The following is a 16,896-nucleotide window of genomic DNA, read 5'->3' on the forward strand; positions in this document are numbered from 1 at the left end:
ATATGCCCGGATCGCGCACTCCGCGCGGCCTCCCCCACCACCCCGCCAAGGGACCCCGCCCATGGGCCGGCCGCGTCGGTCGTCCGTGTGTCCTGTGCGGCGGGGGAGCCGAGTCGGGCTTACGGGACGGCCGGCGCGGCCGGTGTCTGCGGGGAGGGCGGCGCGGGGCGCCGCGGTCTCAGACGGCTTCCGCCGCCTCGGGGAGGAGGGAGGTGAGCCGGTCGGTGAGCCGGACGACCTCGGCGACGTGCCCGAAGTCGCGGGCCGCGGTGTCGACGGTCTTGCGCAGCCGGTTGTTGAGCCGCTCGGAGCGGACCTTGCGGGCGATGCCGAGGGCCTGTTCGGCGAAGACGGCGGACTGTTCGGGCTCGCGCTTGAGGAGGTGGACGGTCGCCATGCCGACGAGGTTGAGGGCGTAGGACCGCTGGCGTTCGGGGTCCTTCCCGAAGAGTTCGACGGCTCGTTCCATGACGGGTTCGGCGAGCGAGGCGTACGTCGGGGAGCGTCCGGCGACATAGGCGAGGTCGCGGTAGGAGTGGGAGTTCTCGCCGTTGAGTTCGGCCTCGGAGAAGAAGCGGATCCAGTCGGGGTCGGGCTCGCCGTCGAGTCCGGCGTCGGCGAAGGTGTCCTCGGCCATCCGCACGGCGCGGCGGCACTTGGCGGGCTGGCCCATGTTGGCGTAGGCGCGGGCCTCCATCGCGTACAGCATGGACTGGGTGCGCGGGGTGGCGCAGTCGCGGCTGCCGTACTGGGCGAGGTGGATGAGTTCGAGGGCGTCGTCGGGCCGGCCGAGGTGGATCATCTGCCGGCTCATCGAGGAGAGGATGTACGAGCCGAGGGGCTTGTCGCCGGCTTCCTTGGCGGCGTGCAGGGCGAGCACGAAGTACTTCTGGGCGGTGGGCTGGAGTCCGATGTCGTAGCTCATCCAGCCGGCGAGTTCGGCGAGTTCGGCGGCGCAGCGGAAGAGGCGTTCGGTGAGCTCGGGGCGCTGGGGTTCCTGGAGGAGGTCGGTGACCTCGTGGAGCTGGCCGACGACGGCCTTGCGGCGCAGTCCGCCGCCGCACTGGGCGTCCCACTGGCGGAACATCGCCGTGGTGGATTCCAGCAGGTCGAGTTCGGACGCGGACAGGCGGTGGCCGCGCCGTTCCTCGGCGGGGGCGGCCGGGATCTCGCCGGGCGGGGTGGGGACCAGCCAGCGCTGCATGGGTTCGACGAGGGAGGGCCCGGCGGCGATCTGGAGCGAGGAGCCGAGGAAGCCTCGGCGGGCGAGCATGAGGTCGCTGCGGGAGAACTCGCTGAGCAGGGAGACGGTCTGGGGGCCGGCCCAGGGCAGGTCGACGCCGGAGACGGACGGGGTCTGGTGGGCGGTGCGCAGGCCGAGGTCCTCGACGGCGACGACGGAGCCGAAGCGTTCGGAGAGCAGTTCGGACAGGATCCGCGGGATGGGTTCGCGGGGCTGTTCGCCGTCGAGCCAGCGGCGTACGCGGGAGGTGTCGGTGGAGATGTGGTGGGCGCCCATCTGACGCGCCCGGCGGTTCACCTGGCGTGCCAGCTCGCCCTTGGACCAGCCGCTGCGCACGAACCAGGAGCCGAGTCTCTCGTTCGGGCGCTTGCCGGCAGTCGTACCGTCCGCGCCGTTGCCGTTCACTGGAACGCCCCCATCTGCCCGCCTGCCGTCACGCTCGGATCCCCTGCCAGGATGCCTTGTCTTCCGGGCCCCGTCCGGCGTTTGCCCTCCTTCGAACAGAAGCAGGATTAGCGCGGGCGGGCGGTCGCTCGTGGTCGATGGCCCGGGGGTTCGCGTACCGAAGGTAATCCTACGATCACCCCCTCGGACATGGCGCTTAGCGAAACGCCACCATTCGCCACCCCTTCGATGGAACGCGCCGCGCGCCGGACGCGATTCACTTGACATGCGACGGACCGGAGAGGCGCATCGCAGCGCCCGGAGGCGCGCGCCCGGCTCCGCACCACCCGTATCGCACCGGCGCGCCTCGACCATCTCGTAACAGGGCGTGGCATGACGTGACAGCGGACATCCGGTCCGTAACCACCGGCACGTCCGACCCGTTGGAGGGGGCATGGGTTTCACGATCGGCGGCATTCGTGAGATGCGGTCCGGCTCACGTCGCCGCGTACGCACCACGGAGTGCACTGCGGTGGCCGAGTACACCGGACTGTGGGGCTGGGACGTGGTCCCGGGGGCGCGGGCGGATCTGGCCGGGCACTGCTCGTGCGGGGATCCCGGCTGTACGGCCCCGGGGGCACATCCGCTCTCCTTCGCCGAGCCGGTTCCGGCGGGCGCGGGTCTCGACGAGGCGGCCGGGATCTGGTCGCGTCATCCGGGGGCGGCGATGCTGCTGCCGGTGGGCCGGGCCTTCGACGTGCTCGACGTGGCCGAGACGGCGGGCCGGCGGGCGCTGATCCGGCTGGAGCGGATGGGGCTGCCGCTGGGGCCGGTGTGTGTGACGCCGACCGGCCGGGCGCGGTTCTTCGTGGCGCCGGGCGCGGCGGCGGGGCTGCCCCGGCTGCTGTACCGGATGGGCTGGGACGACGCGGATCTCGATCTGCACTGTCTGGGTCCCGGTGCCCATGTCACCGCTCCGCCGTCGGATCTGGGCGGGCTTGGTCCGGTGCGCTGGCTGCGTCCGCCGACCCTGGACACGGCGGGCGCTCCGCCCGAGGCCCGGTTACTGCTCGGCACGCTGGCGTACATCTGCCACCGCACGGGCCGCGCCACCCGCTGACACGGCGCTTGGCGCTGGTCCGCAGAGACATATGGGTGAGGCCCCGCCATCGGCGGGGCCTCACCCATATGTCTCTGCGTGTCTCTACGTGTGGTTCAGGAAGCGTCGCCGATGAGCGCGTCGACGAACGCGCCCGGCTCGAACGGCGCCAGGTCGTCCGGGCCCTCGCCGAGTCCGATGAGCTTCACCGGGACGCCCAGCTCGCGCTGGACGGCGATGACGATGCCGCCCTTGGCGGTGCCGTCGAGCTTGGTGAGGACGATGCCGGTGATGTCGACGACCTCGGCGAAGACGCGGGCCTGGATCAGACCGTTCTGGCCGGTGGTGGCGTCGAGGACGAGCAGGATCTCGTCGAGCGGGCCGTGCTTCTCGACGACTCGCTTGACCTTGCCCAGCTCGTCCATGAGGCCGGTCTTGGTGTGCAGCCGGCCGGCGGTGTCGATGAGGACGACGTCGGCCTTCTCCGCGATGCCTTCCTTGACGGCGTCGTACGCGATCGAGGCCGGGTCGCCGCCCTCGGGGCCGCGGACGGTGCGGGCACCGACGCGCTCGCCCCAGGTCTGGAGCTGGTCGGCGGCGGCGGCGCGGAAGGTGTCGGCGGCGCCGAGGACGACGGACTTGCCGTCGGCGACGAGGACGCGGGCGAGCTTGCCGGTGGTGGTGGTCTTGCCGGTGCCGTTGACGCCGACGACCATGACGACGCCGGGGACGTCTTCGGGGCTCTCGGTCTTGACCGTGCGGTCGAGCTCGGGGCCGAGCAGGGCGACGAGCTCTTCGCGCAGCAGGCCGCGCAGCTCGTCGGGGGTGCGGGTGCCGAGCACCTTGACGCGCTCGCGGAGGCGGTCGACGAGTTCCTGGGTGGGCGCGACGCCGACGTCGGCGGTGAGGAGGGTCTCCTCGATCTCCTCCCAGGTGTCCTCGTCGAGGTGTTCGCGGGACAGCAGCGTGAGCAGTCCCTTGCCGAGCGAGTTCTGGGAGCGGGCGAGTCGCGCGCGGAGCCGTACGAGGCGGCCGGCGGTCGGCTCGGGCACCTCGATGGCGGGCGCGGCGGGAGCCTCCGGCTCGGGCGCCGGCTCGGGCTCGGGCTCTTCGGTGACGGGCGCCGCTTCGGCTTCCGCCGTCGGGAGGCCGACTTCTTCGACGGTGCGGCGTGATTCGTCCCGCGGCGCCTCCGCCTCGTCGCCGACGTGCGGCTCTGCGGGGGGCGCGGTGATGGTCGGCGCGGTGGACGGCGGCTCGGCCGGCGGCAGCTGCTTCTTCTTGCGACCGCTGATCACGAGCCCGCCGGTCACGGCTACCGCGACGACGACAGCGATGACTACAGCAAGGATGAGTTCCATGGTCCGTCCAGTATGCGTGACATTCGACGCCCTATGCGGGGGTCCACGGGGGGCGCGGCCCCTGACCGACACTGGCTGCCCCTGCCCCCGTGAGTGCGGGCCGGGCACCCGGCGCCGTGCCTGATTGCGGGCCTACTCCGGGGGCACTGTGAGTACGGGCCCACCGTGCCGTCACGCCCACGTGCGGGCCTCTGCCCCCTGTGAGTGCGGGCCGTGCACCTGACGAGGCCAGAACTACCGGGCCGCCCTATGGCCGAGTGAGCCGAAGGGGTGCGTCGGGGGAACAGTGCCGAACGCGCACAGGCCCGCGAGGAACGAGTGGGCCGAGCACGATCGGTGCTGTGAGTCCGACTCCAGCACCCCGGAGGCGAACCGAGGCACAAAAAAGGCCAACGTGAAGCAAACAACATGCGCCCAGGCTTGCCGCCGCGCTCACGTGCGGGCCGCACACCTGCCGTCTCGTACCCGTGCGGGCCCAGCCCAAGCCGTCGCGCTTACGTGCGGGCTTCGCCCCAGCCACCACGCTTACCTGCGGGCTTCACCCCCGCCGCCGCGCTTACGTGCGGGCCGCACACCTGCCCCCGCCCTCACCCACGGGCCCAGCCCCAACCGCCTCGCTTACGTGCAGGCCAGGCACCAGCCGCCACCCTCCCCCACGGGCCCAGCCCCAACCGCCACACTCACCCGCAGGCCCGCCCCCGCTCACCGCCTCGATCGACGTACAAGAACCCCCTCAGCCCATCTCCTCCAGCGTCTTCCCCTTGGTCTCCTTCACGAAGAGGAGCACGAACGGGATCGAGAGCACCGCGAAGCACGCGTAGATGATGTAGGTGGCGGACAGGTTCCACTGGGCGAGGGACGGGAAGCTCGCGGTGATGGCCCAGTTGGCGATCCATTGGGCGGAGGCGGCGACGCCGAGGGCAGCGGCGCGGATGCGGTTGGGGAACATCTCGCCGAGGAAGACCCAGACGACGACGCCCCAGGAGAGGGCGAAGAAGAACACGAAGACGTGGGCGGCGATGAGGGCGACCGCGCCTTGGGGGCTGGGGAGTTTGCCGTGGACGAGTTCGGCGGAGAAGGCCCAGGCGACGAATCCGAGGGCGATGGCCATGCCGGTGGAGCCGACGAGGGCGAGGGGGCGGCGACCGACGCGGTCGACCAGAACCATGGCGATGGCGGTGCCGATGATGTTGATGATCGATGTGGTGAACGAGTAGAAGAACGAGCTGGTCGGGTCGATGCCGACGGACTGCCAGAGGGTGGCGGAGTAGTAGAAGGCGACGTTGATGCCGACGAGCTGCTGGAAGACGGACAGGCCGATGCCGACCCAGACGATGGGCAGGAGGTTGAAGCGGCTGCCGGCGGGGCGCAGGTCTCGGAAGGTGGATTTGTGTTCGCTGCGCATGGCCCGGTCGATCTCGGCGACGCGGTGGTCGAGGTCGACGCCGTGGCCTTCGACTTCGGAGAGCACCTTCTTGGCCTTGTCGATGCGGCCGGAGGCGATGAGGTAGCGGGGGGACTCGGGGATGGCGAAGGAGAGCATCCCGTAGAGCAGGGCCGGTACGACCATCACACCGAGCATCCACTGCCAGGCTTCGAGGCCGCCGATCTTGCCGCGCTGCTGGCCGTTGGCGAGCTGGAGGATGCCGTAGTTGACGAGCTGGGAGATGGCGATGCCGATGACGATGGCGGCCTGCTGGAAGGAGCCGAGGCGGCCTCGGTAGGCGGCGGGGGCGACCTCGGCGATGTAGGCGGGGCCGATGACGGAGGCCATGCCGATGGCGAAGCCGCCGACGATCCGCCAGAAGGCGAGGTCGTAGAGGGCGAAGGGGAGCGCGGATCCGACGGCGCTGATGGTGAAGAGTCCGGCGGCGATGCGCATACAGCGGATGCGGCCGATGCGGTCGGCGATCCGGCCGGCGGTGGCGGCGCCGATGGCGCAGCCGATCAGGGCGATGGCGATGACCTGGGCGAGGGTGGCGGCGCCGATGTTGTAGCGGTCGCGGATGGCTTCGACGGCGCCGTTGATGACGGAGCTGTCGTAGCCGAAGAGGAAGCCGCCCATGGCCGCGGAGGCCGTGATGAAGATGACGTGTCCGATGTGGTCGGGGTGGGCCGACCGTCCTTCGGGGGGCGGCGGAGGCGGGGCCTCGGCGGTGCTGGTCACGGGTCTCCTCGGAGCTCCGGCGGCGGCGTGGCCGGTGCGGTGGGGTCGGTGCGAGTCCTTCCAGTGGCGCACAACTTGCCGTCCCCCACCACTTGAAGGCCGCCCACCGCCCCGCCCGTACCACCGTCCCGCCGGCCCTCAGCGCAGCCGCCCCTCTACGCAGCCGCCCCTCTACGCAGCCGCCCGTCGCCCCGCCGCCCCTCAGCGCAGCCGCTGGCTGATGACCTTCGAGACGCCGTCGCCCTGCATCGACACGCCGTACAGCGCGTCGGCGACCTCCATCGTCCGCTTCTGATGGGTGATCACGATGAGCTGGGAGGACTCCTGGAGTTCCCGCATGATGCGGATCAGCCGCTGGAGGTTGGTGTCGTCCAGGGCCGCCTCGACCTCGTCCATGACGTAGAAGGGGCTGGGCCGGGCCTTGAAGATGGCGACGAGCAGGGCGACGGCGGTCAGCGAGCGTTCGCCGCCGGAGAGCAGGGACAGCCGCTTGACCTTCTTGCCGGGCGGGCGGGCCTCGACCTCGATGCCGGTGGCGAGCATGTCGTCCGGGTCGGTGAGCAGGAGGCGGCCCTCGCCGCCGGGGAAGAGCCGGGAGAACACGCCTTCGAACTCGCGGGCGGTGTCGCGGAACGCCTCGGTGAAGACCTGTTCGACGCGCTGGTCGACTTCCTTGACGACCTGGAGGAGGTCGGTCCGGGTCTTCTTGAGGTCGTCCAGCTGCTCGGAGAGGAACTTGTGGCGTTCCTCCAGGGCGGCGAACTCTTCCAGGGCGAGCGGATTCACCTTGCCGAGTTGCTGATACGCCCGTTCGGCGGCTTTGAGGCGCTTCTCCTGCTCCGTACGGACGAAGGGACGCGTACGACCGGGCTCCGACCCCTGCCCACGGTCGTCGCCCGAAGTGTCAGCCCCTCCCTCCAGCACCCCGTCCCCGTCCCCGTCACCCGGCGACGCCGGTACGGGCTGGTCGGGGCCGTACTCCTCGACCAGGACGGCGGCTTCGACGCCCAGTTCCTCCAGGGCGCGGGTCTCCAGTTGTTCGATCCGCAGTCGTTTCTCGGCGCCGAGGACCTCGCCGCGGTGCACCGAGTCGGTGAGTTTGTCGAGTTCGGTCTTGAGGTCACGGCCGCGGCCCCGGGCGTCGGCGAGTTCCTTCTCCCGGACGGCCTTCGCGGCGTCGGCGAGGGTGCGTTCCCGCTCGGCGCGGGTGACGGACACCTCGATGTGGGCGAGCAGCTGGCGGGCGCCGGAGGCGACGGCGCGGGCCACATCGGCCTCGTGGCGCAGCCGGGCGCGGCGTTGCTCGGCGCGGGTGCGGGCGTCGCGTTCGGTGCGGGCGGCGCGGTCGAGGGAGTCGGCGCGGCCGGCCAGGCCCTTGACGCGTTCCTCGTGGGTACGGACCTGGAGGCGGGCCTCCATTTCGGTCTGGCGCGCGTTGGAGCCGTCGATGGCGAGCCGATCGCGTACGGAGGTGTCGGGTTCGTCCTCGGCGGGGGTCTCCTCGGCCGTGAGGAGCCGTTCGGCGAGTTCTTCGGCGTCGGCGAGCGCGCGTTCGAGGGCTTCTTCGGCGCGGGCGGCGGCCGCGGTGGTCCGCTCGGCTTCGCCGGCGGCGCCGCGGGCCTGTCCGGCGAGCCGGCCGAGCTGCTGGGCGACGGCGGACTTCTCGTGGTCGGCGGCGCGGCGCTGTTCGGTCAGTTCGTCCAGGAGGCGGGCCGCTTCGTGTCGGCGTTCGGTCGCGGCCTCGTGGGCGGCGGCCGATTCGGCGCACCGGACGTCGAGTGCGGCGAGTTCGGCGGCGGCCTCGTCCACAGATGCCTGGACTTCGAGGAGGCTGGGCGCTCCGGCGGAGCCGCCCTGGGCGAGGTGGGCGCCGAGCAGGTCGCCCTCGGCCGTGACGGCGGTCAGCGCGGGGCGGGCCCGCACCACGGTGACGGCTTGGTCGAGGTCGTCTACTACGACGACGTCGCGGAGCAGTGCCCGTACGGCGCTCAGGAGCGCGGCGGGCCCGGTGACGAGTCCGGCGGCGGGCAGCACGGCGACGGAACCGATGGCGAGCGGCTCCGTGGAGCCCTCCACGAGATCGAAACCGGCACCCGCACCCGCACCCGGATCCGGGGAGGCCAGGAGCAGGGCGGCCCGGCCCGCGTCCTGTTTGCGGAGCAGGCGCAGGGCGTCGGCGGCGGTGGCCGGGTCGGTGACGGCGAGCGCGTCGGCGGCGGCGCCGAGGGCGGCGGCGAGCGGGATCTCGTGGCCGGGGGTCACGGTGAGGAGGCCGGCGGCCGGGCCGAGCAGGCCGGCGAGTCCGGCGGTGAGGAGGGTGTCCGTGCCGTCCTTGCGGCGCAGGCCGAGGGCGAGGGCGTCGTGGCGGGCGCGGGTGGCGGCGCGGGCCCGGTCGGTGTCGGCGGCGTGTTCGCGGGCGGCGGTGAGCGCGGTCTCGGCGTCGGCGAGGGCACGGCGGGCGGTCTCGTGGCGCTCGCCGAGTTCCGTGCCCCCGGCGTCGAGCCCGTCGACCTCGGCCTTCAGCTGCTCGTACTCCTCCTGGGCATGCGCCGCTCGCTCCCGTGCCTCGTCGCGGGCGTCGGCGAGCCGGTCGATCTCGGCCTGGGCGGAGCCGGCGCGCGAGCGGGCGGCGGCGACCTGGCCGTGCAGCCGGGCGAGTCCTTCACGGCGGTCGGCGAGGGCGCGGGCCCGGTCCTTGAGGCGGCGTTCCTCGGCGGCGAGGGCCTGTTCGAGTTCGGCGCGGTGGGCGACGGTGTCGTCGAGGGCGCGGGCGGCGGCCTCCAGGGCGGCTTCGAGTTCGGCTTCCTGTTCGCGGACGCGGGCGGCTTCGCGTTCGAGGTCCTCGGGGTCGCGTCCGCGCCGTTCCTCGGGGGGTTCGGCGGTGGCGCTGGTGACGCGGGCGTCGGCGAGGGAGACGGTGCCTCGGGCGCGTTCGGCGAGCTGCGACAGCTCGTACCAGGTCTGCTGGGCGCGCTGGAGGCGGGGCGCGAGGCGGCGGGTGGCGTCCTCCAGTTCGGCCTCGCGGGCGAGGGCCGCCTTCAGGGCGGCCTCGGCGGTCTCCTTGCGGGCGAGCAGGGCGGTCTCGTCGGCGATCTCCGCGGCGAGGGCCCGCTGGAGGTGGACGAGGTCGTCGGCGAGCAGCCGCAGCCGGGCGTCGCGGAGGTCGGCCTGGATGACGGCGGCGCGGCGGGCGACGGCGGCCTGCCGGCCGAGGGGCTTGAGCTGGCGGCGGAGTTCGTCGGCGAGGTCCTGGACGCGGGCGAGGTTGGCGCGCATCGCGTCGAGTTTCCGCAGCGCCTTCTCTTTGCGCTTGCGGTGTTTGAGGACGCCGGCGGCTTCCTCGATGAAGGCGCGGCGGCCCATGGGGTCGGCGTGCAGGACGGAGTCGAGCTGTCCTTGGCCGACGATGACGTGCATCTCGCGGCCGATGCCGGAGTCGGAGAGCAGGTCCTGGATGTCGAGCAGCCGGCAGGTGTCGCCGTTGATCTGGTATTCGCTGCTGCCGCCGCGGAACATGATCCGGGTGAGGGTCACTTCGGCGTAGTCGATGGGCAGCGCGCCGTCGGAGTTGTCGATGGTCAGGGAGACCTCGGCGCGGCCGAGCGGGGGGCGCCCGGTGGTGCCGGCGAAGATGACGTCCTCCATCTTGCCGCCGCGCAGCGACTTGGCGCCCTGTTCTCCCATGACCCAGGACAGGGCGTCGACGACGTTGGACTTGCCGGAGCCGTTGGGCCCGACGACGCAGGTGATCCCGGGTTCGAATCGCAGGGTGGTGGCGGAGGCGAACGACTTGAATCCGCGGAGCGTCAGGGCCTTGAGGTGCACGTCTGCGGACTTTACCCGTGGTCCCGGGTTTCACCCGGGAACGCCCAGGGCACACCCTCCCCCAAGGACTGTGGCGACCCTGGCGGTCCGCCCTCGGTCCGCCCGCCGGACGGACGGGGGTCCGGGGCGAGGGTCCGGGGCAGGGGGCCGCGGCGGGGGTACGGAAGCGGTGAGCCGGGGCGTACGAGAGCCCCGTACAGAATCGGCGTACAGAACCAGAATCGGCGTACGGGACCCGCGTACGGCAACGGCGTGGCATGCCGATGCGTACGGGAACCAGGAGCGGTTCACGAGGCCGCGTACCGAAGCCGGGCCGAAGCCGGGCGCGGTCCGCGTGAGCGGGGCACAAGCGAGAAGGGACGCCGGGGCGCCCCTTGGGTGTGCGGCTGTGCGCGGTGACGCGAGTCCAGTCGTACCGTGAGCCGGCGGGGGAGGGTGTTCCTCATCCGGCCCTGTGGGGCTGGGACACCTCAGGTGAGCGCGGGCTCGGCCTTGGTGACGTCGAGTTCGATGCTGTCCAGCAGCGAGTCTCCCTGGTGCTGGGCGACGGCAGCGGACAGCGTGTCGTTTTCGGACTGGATCCGAACCAGCTCGGACTCGAGGTCCTGGACACGCTGCTGAAGCCGTCGCATCTCGGCGAGGAGTCGCGGGTCGGAACCGCCGACGTAACCGAGAAGCGCCTTTGCCATGATGGATGGTCCTCCACACTGAGTGACCGACCGAAGCGGTGTGGGTCGTGAGGGATTCGCACCCGCGGTGCTCGGCCGTGCTGTTGTGGTGCCGGTTCTCACGGTCGAACAGCTAAGGTGCGCGGGGCTTTCAGCGTCTCACCAAAAAGTTTGACGGTCAACACGATCACGCCCGGGACCAAGGGACCACCGGGGGGCTCGCGGCCGTGGCGATCACGGCGGTGCCTCGCTTCTCGGTGCCCGGGGGGCGTGTAGATCATCCTTACCCGTACGGCGGGGCACGGCAACCCCGCCTCGGCAATCACCTGGATGTTCTCACTCTGCGTCACACACCGTCATCGGGGCGCCCGAGGCCGTTCGGGGGGTGCGGGCGGCGCGTTTCCGCATGATCGGGAGGGGTTCTCAGCGGATCGCGAAGGTCTCGTAGATGCCGCGCGGCGTGGCCCAGATCTCAGTGACGCCGTCGACCCGGCCGGGCGTGTCGCCGGATCGCAGCCAGTCGAGCAGGCGGTGGCAATTCTCACGCGAGCCCTCGGCCACGATCTGGACCCGGCCGTCGTCCAGGTTCAGGGCGAAGCCGACAAGCCCGCCGATCTCCAGTGCGTTTGCCCTGGTGAACCAACGGAAGCCCACTCCCTGTACCCGGCCGCGCACCCATGCGGTCATCCGCACCTCGTCATCCATGGCTGCACGCTAGCGGGCGGATCACGGAACGAGCACGTCAGCCCCCTCATGTCATGGCGTACAGTCCCGACGGAACGGGGCTCACCCGTTCGGCCGTGTCCCCCTTCGACCGGCTTGAGCGGATCCACAGAAGCAAAGATCGGCGGCGAAGGCCGGCGGAGAGCGCAGTCCAGTCAGGGAGGCTGAACGGATGGGACGCCATCGCGGCATACGACGCGGCGCACCGGTGCGGACCGGGCTGCTCGGTGTCTCCGTGGCGGTCGTGGCCGGCGCGATCGCCGTCGCCACGGGGCTGGTGCCCGGCGGTGAGGTGTTCACGTTCGGCAGTACGAGTGCGGACGGGCGTCAGGCGGCGCAGGCCGGACAGGCCGCGCAGGCCCCACGGCTGACGACGCAGGGCGGCGCCTCCGCGAACGCGGAGAGCCCGACGGGTCAGCGCACCGGCGCTCCGGTCGCGAGCGGATCGGGGGACGCTTCCCCCACTCCCCCGGCGTCGCAGCCCAGCGCGCCCGCGAAGCCCGCCGCTCCGGCGAAGCCCTCCCCCTCGAAGGCCGCGCCGTCGCCTGAGGCCCCGGTGTCCGAGGCGCCGAAGCCCGCCACGCCGAAGCCCCCGCAGACCGCCGCCCCGGTGGCGCCCGCGAAGCCCGAGGCCCCGAAGCCGGTGCCCGTCCCGGTCGCTCCCGCACCGCCGGAGCCCGCCGAGAAGCCCGCGCCCCAGACCCCCGCCCCGGTCCCGACGCCCACCCCGACGCCTACGCCCACACCCGCGCCGACCGCTGCCGCCGCCGCGCGTCCGCTCGCCGCCCGCGAGGCGGCCGCCGAGGCCGAGGTGATCCGGCTGGTGAACCTCGAACGGGCCAAGGTGGGCTGCTCCGCCGTCCGCGCGGACGCGGACCTCGCCTCGCTGGCCGGTGCGCTCAGCGCCGACATGGCGGCCCGTAACTTCTTCGACCACACCGACCCCGACGGCGCCACCCCGTGGGCCCGCGCCGCGAAGGCCGGTGTCACGGGCCTCGGCGCCGAGAACATCGCCCGCGGCCAGGTGGACGCCGCCGCCGTGATGGCGTCCTGGATGGCCAGCGACGGTCACCGCGCGAACATCCTGAACTGTATGTACACCTCGCTGGGCGTCGGCGTGCACTTCGGTTCGGCCGGCCCCTGGTGGACCCAGGACTTCGGAGTCTGAGGACTTCACGACGTCACGCGTGACGTACGCGAAGGACCCCGCCACCCACCCGGGTGACGGGGTCCTTCGCGTACGTCAGGGGCCGGCAGCCCCCGTCAGGCTCCGGTGCGCGGCGGGCGCTGGCAGCGCGGGCAGTAGTAGCTGGACCGGTTCATCCACGGGCGGCGGCGCATCGGCGTACCGCAGCGGTGGCAGGGCTCGCCCTCCCGCCCGTACGCGTCGAGCGAGCGGTCGAAGTAGCCGGACTCCCCGTTCACATTGACGTACAGGGCGTCGAAGCTGGTGCCGCCGGCGGCGAGCGCCGCGTTCATGACGTCCCGGACGTGGCCGAGGAGTTCCGCCGAGCGCGGGCGGGTCATCGTCGCGGTCGCCCGGTCGTAGTGGAGCTTGCTGCGCCACAGCGCCTCGTCGGCGTAGATGTTGCCGACGCCGCTGATCAGGGACTGGTCGAGCAGGGCCCGCTTGACCGTCGTACGGCGCAGGCGCAGGGCGCGCTGGAAGGCCTCGTCGTCGAACTCCGGGTCGAGCGGGTCGCGCGCGATGTGGGCGATGACGTCGGGGAGGCCGTCCTCGCTGTCCGGGGCGGTGTCGTGGAGCGAGAGTCCGCCGAAGGTGCGCTGGTCGACGAAGCGCAGCTCGGTGCCGGCGGAGTCGTCGAACCGTACGCGTATCCGCAGGTGCTTCTCGTCCGCCGCGTCCTCGGGCTGGACCAGGAGCTGACCGCTCATGCCCAGGTGTCCGAGCACGGAGGCGTCGCCGGAGGCGAGCGGCAGCCACAGGTACTTGCCGCGCCGGTGGGCCACGCCGAAGCGCTCTCCCCGGAGCCGGGCCGCGAAGTCGGTCCCGCCCGCGAGGTGGCGCCGGACGGCCCTCGGGTGCAGGACCTCCACGTCGGCGACGGTACGGCCGGCGACCCAGCGTTCCAGTCCGCGCCGGACGACCTCGACCTCGGGCAGCTCGGGCAACGGGACTCCTCTGGCTCGTCTGGATGCGTCTGCGGTACGTGGGAGGGGGTGGCGCGCAGGGCACTCGCGTCTGCGGCCCGCGCCCCCGGCGCCCCGGCGTCGCCGTACGCCACGCCGCAGGCGATGCGCACCGCGCGCTTCACGCACGCGTACGTACTGCTCGCACGTACTGCTCGCAGCCTACCGCCGCCCCCGGACACCCCGGCCGGATCCCGAAGAACCCGAGAACTGGGCACCGGACCCCCACACCCCCCGCACCCCCGCACCCCCACACACGACGATGCCCCCGCCCCGGCCGGAGCCAGGAGCGGGGGCATCGCCTCATACGGGGTGAGGAAGGAAACGACGGGTCAGGCGGAGGCCCGGCCCTTCGGGGAAGAGGTGTCGGCGGCCTCTCCCGCGTCGCTCGTGCCGGTCGCGGTCGACTCGGCGGCGGTCTTGGCCGCCGCCTCGCGCTCGTCCGCGGCCGCGCGAATCGCGCGCCAGGCGGATTCCGCCGCCTGCTGCTCCGCTTCCTTCTTGCTGCGGCCGGTGCCGGTGCCGTACGAGACACCACCGACGCGGGCGGCAGCCGTGAAGATCTTCTCGTGGTCCGGACCCTCCTCGGTGACGAGGTACTCCGGAACCCCCAGACCCTCGGCCGCGGTGAGTTCCTGGAGACTGGTCTTCCAGTCCAGGCCGGCACCGAGGTTCGAGGACTTCTCGATCAGCGGGTCGAAGAGCCGGTGCACCAGCTCGGACGCCGCGTCGAGACCCTGGTCGAGATAGACCGCGCCGATCACCGCTTCGAGCGTGTCGGCGAGAATGGACGCCTTGTCCCGGCCGCCCGTGCCCTCTTCGCCCCGGCCGAGCCGGATGAAGGAGCCGAGGTCGAGGCCGCGGCTCACCTCCGCCAGTGCCCGCGAGTTGACCACCGCGGCCCGGAGCTTGGCCAGCTGGCCTTCCGGGAGATCGGGGTGGCCCCGGTACAGCGTGTCCGTGACCACCAGGCCGAGCACGGAGTCCCCGAGGAACTCCAGACGCTCGTTGGTGGGCAGACCGCCGTTCTCGTAGGCGTACGAGCGGTGGGTGAGCGCACGCACCAGAAGGGCGGACTCGAGCTGATACCCGAGCCGCCCTTCCAGAAGCGTGTGGGACGAGGCTGAGTTGACGTGGTCAGACATCGTGCCTCTCACCAGCCTCTCAGACCGAGAGGACCTGGCGCTTGTTGTAGGTGCCGCAGCTCGGGCACGCGATGTGCTGCTGCTTCGGCTCCTGGCAACGCTCGCACGAAACCAGGGGGGTGACCGCAGCCTTCCACTGCGACCGGCGGTGGCGCGTGTTGCTGCGCGACATCTTCCGCTTCGGAACAGCCACGGCTACTTCTCCTGCTTCTCGTCGACACCGGATGCGGCGTCGCTCATGTTGTCCTTCTCATCGGTTCCCAGCGAACCGGCGAGTCCCTGCAGCGCCGCCCAGCGAATGTCGGCGACGTCGTGGTGGTGGCCCGGGTTCTCGTTCAGGTCGGCTCCACATTCGGAGCACAGACCCGCACAGTCCTCCTGGCACACCGGCTGCATCGGCAGTGCGAGCACCGCCGCATCGCGCAGCACGGGTTCGAGGTCGAACAGGCCGTCCTCGAGGGGGATCATGTCCTCGTCTTCCTCGGCTTCGTCGTCCGCGGCCGCCTTGGAGCGGCCCCGGTCGTCGGAGTCGGGGTACGAGAACATTTCCTGGAAGTCCGCGTCGAGGTCGAACTCGACGGGCTCCAGACACCTTACGCACTCCCCCTCGGCGGTCGCACGGGCGGTGCCTGTGACAAGCACCCCTTCCATGACCGACTCGAGACGGAGCTCGATTTCCACCGGCGCGCCCTCGGGCACTCCGATGACCCCTTCGACACCCAGATCACTGGGGGCTTCGATCGTGCGGGACACCCGCAGCATGGCGCCAGGACGCCGCCCCAGCTCGTGTGTGTCGAACACGAGGGGATTGCGGTGGTCGAGGCGCGTGCTCAGGGTCTTCCTGCTTTCGGATCATTCACAAACGTGAAGGGGACTGCCAGACGCGCTGCCAGACGTGGGCAGCACGGATCGCGGAATACGCGCGACCGAACAGCCAGAATACTGGACGCTTCGCTCAGGGCCCAATCCGGGTCAGCGACCCTGGTCGTGACCTTGGTCGTAACCCTGCTCGTAACGGCGCAGCTGCTCCAAGTCGATCATGCTCGTGTCGAAGAAGCTGGTCTCGTCGAGCGAGCCCCCGGCCGGCTGCCCCTGCTGTCCGTGCTGTCCGTGCCCGGCCCCCTCGCCCTGACCCTGGCCCTGGCCCTGGCCCTGGCCCTGGCCCTGGCCCTGGCCCTGGCCGTGCGCGCCCTGCGGGTCGGTGGCCTGCGGCTGGTACCCGTACGGGTCGGCGGTCTGCTGGTACGCGTACGGGTCGCCCTGCTGCGGCTGGTACCCGTAGGGATCCTGCTGGTACCCGTACGGGTCCTGCGCGGGCATCTCCGGCGGGTACCCGTACGGGTCGGGCCGGTTCTGCGGGACGGCCTGCTGCGCCGGGATCCGGGCGGGCTCGGGGGTGGCCAGCTCCGCGAGACCGGCCAGGTAGTCGGCGTCGCTGGTGTGCAGCGGGTTACCGGCCGCGTCCTGGGCGGCCATGTGCTCGCCGAGGTCGTCGCTGGCGATCCGGCCCTGGAGCTTCTGGCGGCCCCGGCCGACGGCCGCCAGGGTGGTGGACAGCACGGCCTCGAAGGCGCCCAGCTTGGCGTCCACGTAGCCGTCGGCGCGCTGGATCAAGGTCTGCGGGTCGGCGCTGTACTCGGGGGCGTCCGCGTCGGCGTAACCGTCCGCGTCGAGCCCGGGTCCGCGGCCGAGCAGCTTCTCGCGGCCCCGGTCGACGGCGGCGATGGTCTTGTTGAGGACGACCTCGAAGTTGGCCAGCTTGGAGTCGACGTAGTCGTCGGCCTCGGCGCGGACCTCCTCGGCCTCGCGGCGGGCGTCGTCGAGGATCCGGTCGGCCTCGTCCTGGGACTGCCGGGCGACCTGGGAGTCGGAGACGATCGAACCGCGCTCGGCGTGGGCGGCCTCGATGATCCGCTCGGCCTCGCGGCGGGCGTCCTCGACCACCTGCTCGCGCCCGCCGAGCACTTCCCGCGCCTGGGCGAGGGAGCCCGGCAGGGCCTCGCGGACCTCTTCGAGCAGCGCCAGCAGATCGCCCCGGTTGACCACGCACGATGCCGACATGGGCATGGAGCGGGCGTTTCGGACCGTCGCGACGATGTCGTCGAGCTTCTTCTGCACGTCCACCGGGAC

At 72.0% G+C, this 16,896-nt stretch carries 13 protein-coding genes; 2 read left to right on the plus strand and 11 right to left on the minus strand.

Features of this window, described 5'->3' with window-relative positions:
* Positions 1 to 178: 178 nt before the first annotated feature.
* Positions 179 to 1,648, minus strand: coding sequence for a hypothetical protein (locus tag ABZ990_RS03740; RefSeq protein WP_361224704.1), 1,470 nt, complete (start codon positions 1,646 to 1,648; stop codon positions 179 to 181).
* Between the two features lie 433 nt (positions 1,649 to 2,081).
* On the opposite strand from ABZ990_RS03740, the gene ABZ990_RS03745 reads away from it, so the two are divergent.
* Entirely contained in the window at positions 2,082 to 2,747 is a 666-nt protein-coding gene (locus tag ABZ990_RS03745; RefSeq protein WP_361224707.1) for a bifunctional DNA primase/polymerase, read from the plus strand.
* A gap of 95 nt (positions 2,748 to 2,842) precedes the next feature.
* On the opposite strand, the gene ftsY is transcribed toward ABZ990_RS03745, so the two are convergent.
* From ftsY to ABZ990_RS03770, 5 genes are all read right to left on the minus strand, one after another.
* Positions 2,843 to 4,087: a signal recognition particle-docking protein FtsY gene (ftsY, locus tag ABZ990_RS03750; RefSeq protein WP_361224710.1), complete on the minus strand. Its 1,245-nt coding sequence runs from the start codon at positions 4,085 to 4,087 to the stop codon at positions 2,843 to 2,845.
* A gap of 733 nt (positions 4,088 to 4,820) precedes the next feature.
* Positions 4,821 to 6,254, minus strand: coding sequence for a sugar porter family MFS transporter (locus tag ABZ990_RS03755; protein ID WP_361224713.1), 1,434 nt, complete (start codon positions 6,252 to 6,254; stop codon positions 4,821 to 4,823).
* A 201-nt stretch (positions 6,255 to 6,455) separates the two neighbouring features.
* Positions 6,456 to 10,079, minus strand: coding sequence for a chromosome segregation protein SMC (smc, locus tag ABZ990_RS03760; protein ID WP_361224716.1), 3,624 nt, complete (start codon positions 10,077 to 10,079; stop codon positions 6,456 to 6,458).
* Between the two features lie 470 nt (positions 10,080 to 10,549).
* Positions 10,550 to 10,768 (minus strand): hypothetical protein, encoded by a 219-nt coding sequence (locus ABZ990_RS03765; RefSeq protein ID WP_361224719.1) that lies wholly within the window; start codon positions 10,766 to 10,768, stop codon positions 10,550 to 10,552.
* Positions 10,769 to 11,170: 402 nt separating this feature from the next.
* On the minus strand, positions 11,171 to 11,452 hold the full coding sequence (locus ABZ990_RS03770) for an acylphosphatase (RefSeq protein ID WP_361224722.1): 282 nt from the start codon (positions 11,450 to 11,452) through the stop codon (positions 11,171 to 11,173).
* Positions 11,453 to 11,642: 190 nt separating this feature from the next.
* On the opposite strand from ABZ990_RS03770, the gene ABZ990_RS03775 reads away from it, so the two are divergent.
* Positions 11,643 to 12,638, plus strand: coding sequence for a CAP domain-containing protein (locus ABZ990_RS03775; protein ID WP_361224725.1), 996 nt, complete (start codon positions 11,643 to 11,645; stop codon positions 12,636 to 12,638).
* 95 nt (positions 12,639 to 12,733) lie between these two features.
* Here the strand turns inward: ABZ990_RS03775 and mutM are convergent, their stop codons facing one another.
* From mutM to ABZ990_RS03800, 5 genes are all read right to left on the minus strand, one after another.
* Positions 12,734 to 13,603 (minus strand): bifunctional DNA-formamidopyrimidine glycosylase/DNA-(apurinic or apyrimidinic site) lyase, encoded by an 870-nt coding sequence (gene mutM / locus ABZ990_RS03780; protein ID WP_361224728.1) that lies wholly within the window; start codon positions 13,601 to 13,603, stop codon positions 12,734 to 12,736.
* Positions 13,604 to 13,953: 350 nt separating this feature from the next.
* A complete protein-coding gene (rnc, locus tag ABZ990_RS03785; protein ID WP_361224731.1) occupies positions 13,954 to 14,766 on the minus strand; it encodes a ribonuclease III in 813 nt (270 codons plus the stop codon).
* Positions 14,767 to 14,785: 19 nt separating this feature from the next.
* The gene (gene rpmF / locus ABZ990_RS03790) at positions 14,786 to 14,959 is read right to left on the minus strand and encodes a 50S ribosomal protein L32 (protein WP_030195083.1); all 174 of its coding nucleotides are present in this window, start codon (positions 14,957 to 14,959) and stop codon (positions 14,786 to 14,788) included.
* A gap of 2 nt (positions 14,960 to 14,961) precedes the next feature.
* Positions 14,962 to 15,567 (minus strand): DUF177 domain-containing protein, encoded by a 606-nt coding sequence (locus tag ABZ990_RS03795; protein WP_361224734.1) that lies wholly within the window; start codon positions 15,565 to 15,567, stop codon positions 14,962 to 14,964.
* A gap of 171 nt (positions 15,568 to 15,738) precedes the next feature.
* The gene (locus tag ABZ990_RS03800; protein WP_361224737.1) at positions 15,739 to 16,890 is read right to left on the minus strand and encodes an ATP synthase F0 subunit B; all 1,152 of its coding nucleotides are present in this window, start codon (positions 16,888 to 16,890) and stop codon (positions 15,739 to 15,741) included.
* Positions 16,891 to 16,896: the final 6 nt, after the last annotated feature.

The organism is Streptomyces sp. NPDC046203, assembly GCF_040646255.1.
Taxonomy (GTDB): Bacteria; Actinomycetota; Actinomycetes; order Streptomycetales; family Streptomycetaceae; genus Streptomyces.

Coding starts and splice junctions, on each gene's coding strand:
- ABZ990_RS03745 (WP_361224707.1), top strand. CDS start 2,082: ATGGGTTTCACGATCGGCGGCATTCGTGAGATGCGGTCCGGCTCACGT.
- ABZ990_RS03775 (WP_361224725.1), top strand. CDS start 11,643: ATGGGACGCCATCGCGGCATACGACGCGGCGCACCGGTGCGGACCGGG.
- ABZ990_RS03770 (WP_361224722.1), bottom strand. CDS start 11,452: ATGGATGACGAGGTGCGGATGACCGCATGGGTGCGCGGCCGGGTACAG.
- ftsY (WP_361224710.1), bottom strand. CDS start 4,087: ATGGAACTCATCCTTGCTGTAGTCATCGCTGTCGTCGTCGCGGTAGCC.
- ABZ990_RS03765 (WP_361224719.1), bottom strand. CDS start 10,768: ATGGCAAAGGCGCTTCTCGGTTACGTCGGCGGTTCCGACCCGCGACTC.
- rnc (WP_361224731.1), bottom strand. CDS start 14,766: ATGTCTGACCACGTCAACTCAGCCTCGTCCCACACGCTTCTGGAAGGG.